This is a genomic window from Streptomyces scopuliridis RB72 (genome assembly GCF_000718095.1).
GTDB classification, from domain to species: Bacteria; Actinomycetota; Actinomycetes; order Streptomycetales; family Streptomycetaceae; genus Streptomyces; species Streptomyces scopuliridis.
In genome coordinates this window covers 1-386 of the sequence record NZ_JOEI01000096.1, presented here as the reverse complement: position 1 = coordinate 386, position 386 = coordinate 1, and the positions used below count along the sequence as shown (strand labels likewise).

At 64.5% G+C, this 386-nt stretch carries 1 protein-coding gene; it reads left to right on the top strand.

What is annotated here, in order from left to right; all coding sequences use genetic code 11:
- The coding region (locus tag IF11_RS39820) for an AMP-binding protein (protein ID WP_037729534.1) at nt 1-386 on the top strand (386 nt) is incomplete at both ends.

The following is a 386-nucleotide window of genomic DNA, read 5'->3' as shown; positions in this document are numbered from 1 at the left end:
GGTGTTCCGCCGATTGGGGTTCCGGTGGCGGGTGCGCGGGTGTGGGTGCTGGATGGCTGGCTGCGTCCGGTGCCGGTGGGTGTGTTGGGTGAATTGTATGTGGCGGGGCCGGGGTTGGCGCGTGGGTATCTCGGTCGTGCGGGGTTGAGTGCGGAGCGTTTTGTTGCTGATCCGTTTGGTTCGGGTGGGCGGTTGTATCGCACGGGTGATGTGGTGCGGTGGCGGGTGGATGGGCAGTTGGAGTATGTGGGGCGTGGTGATGATCAGGTGAAGGTGCGTGGTCTGCGTATCGAGTTGGGTGAGATCGAGGCGGTTCTTGCCCGGCACGTGTGGGTGGGGCAGGTGTCGGTGATGGTTCGTGAGGACCGTCCCGGTGTGAAGCGGAT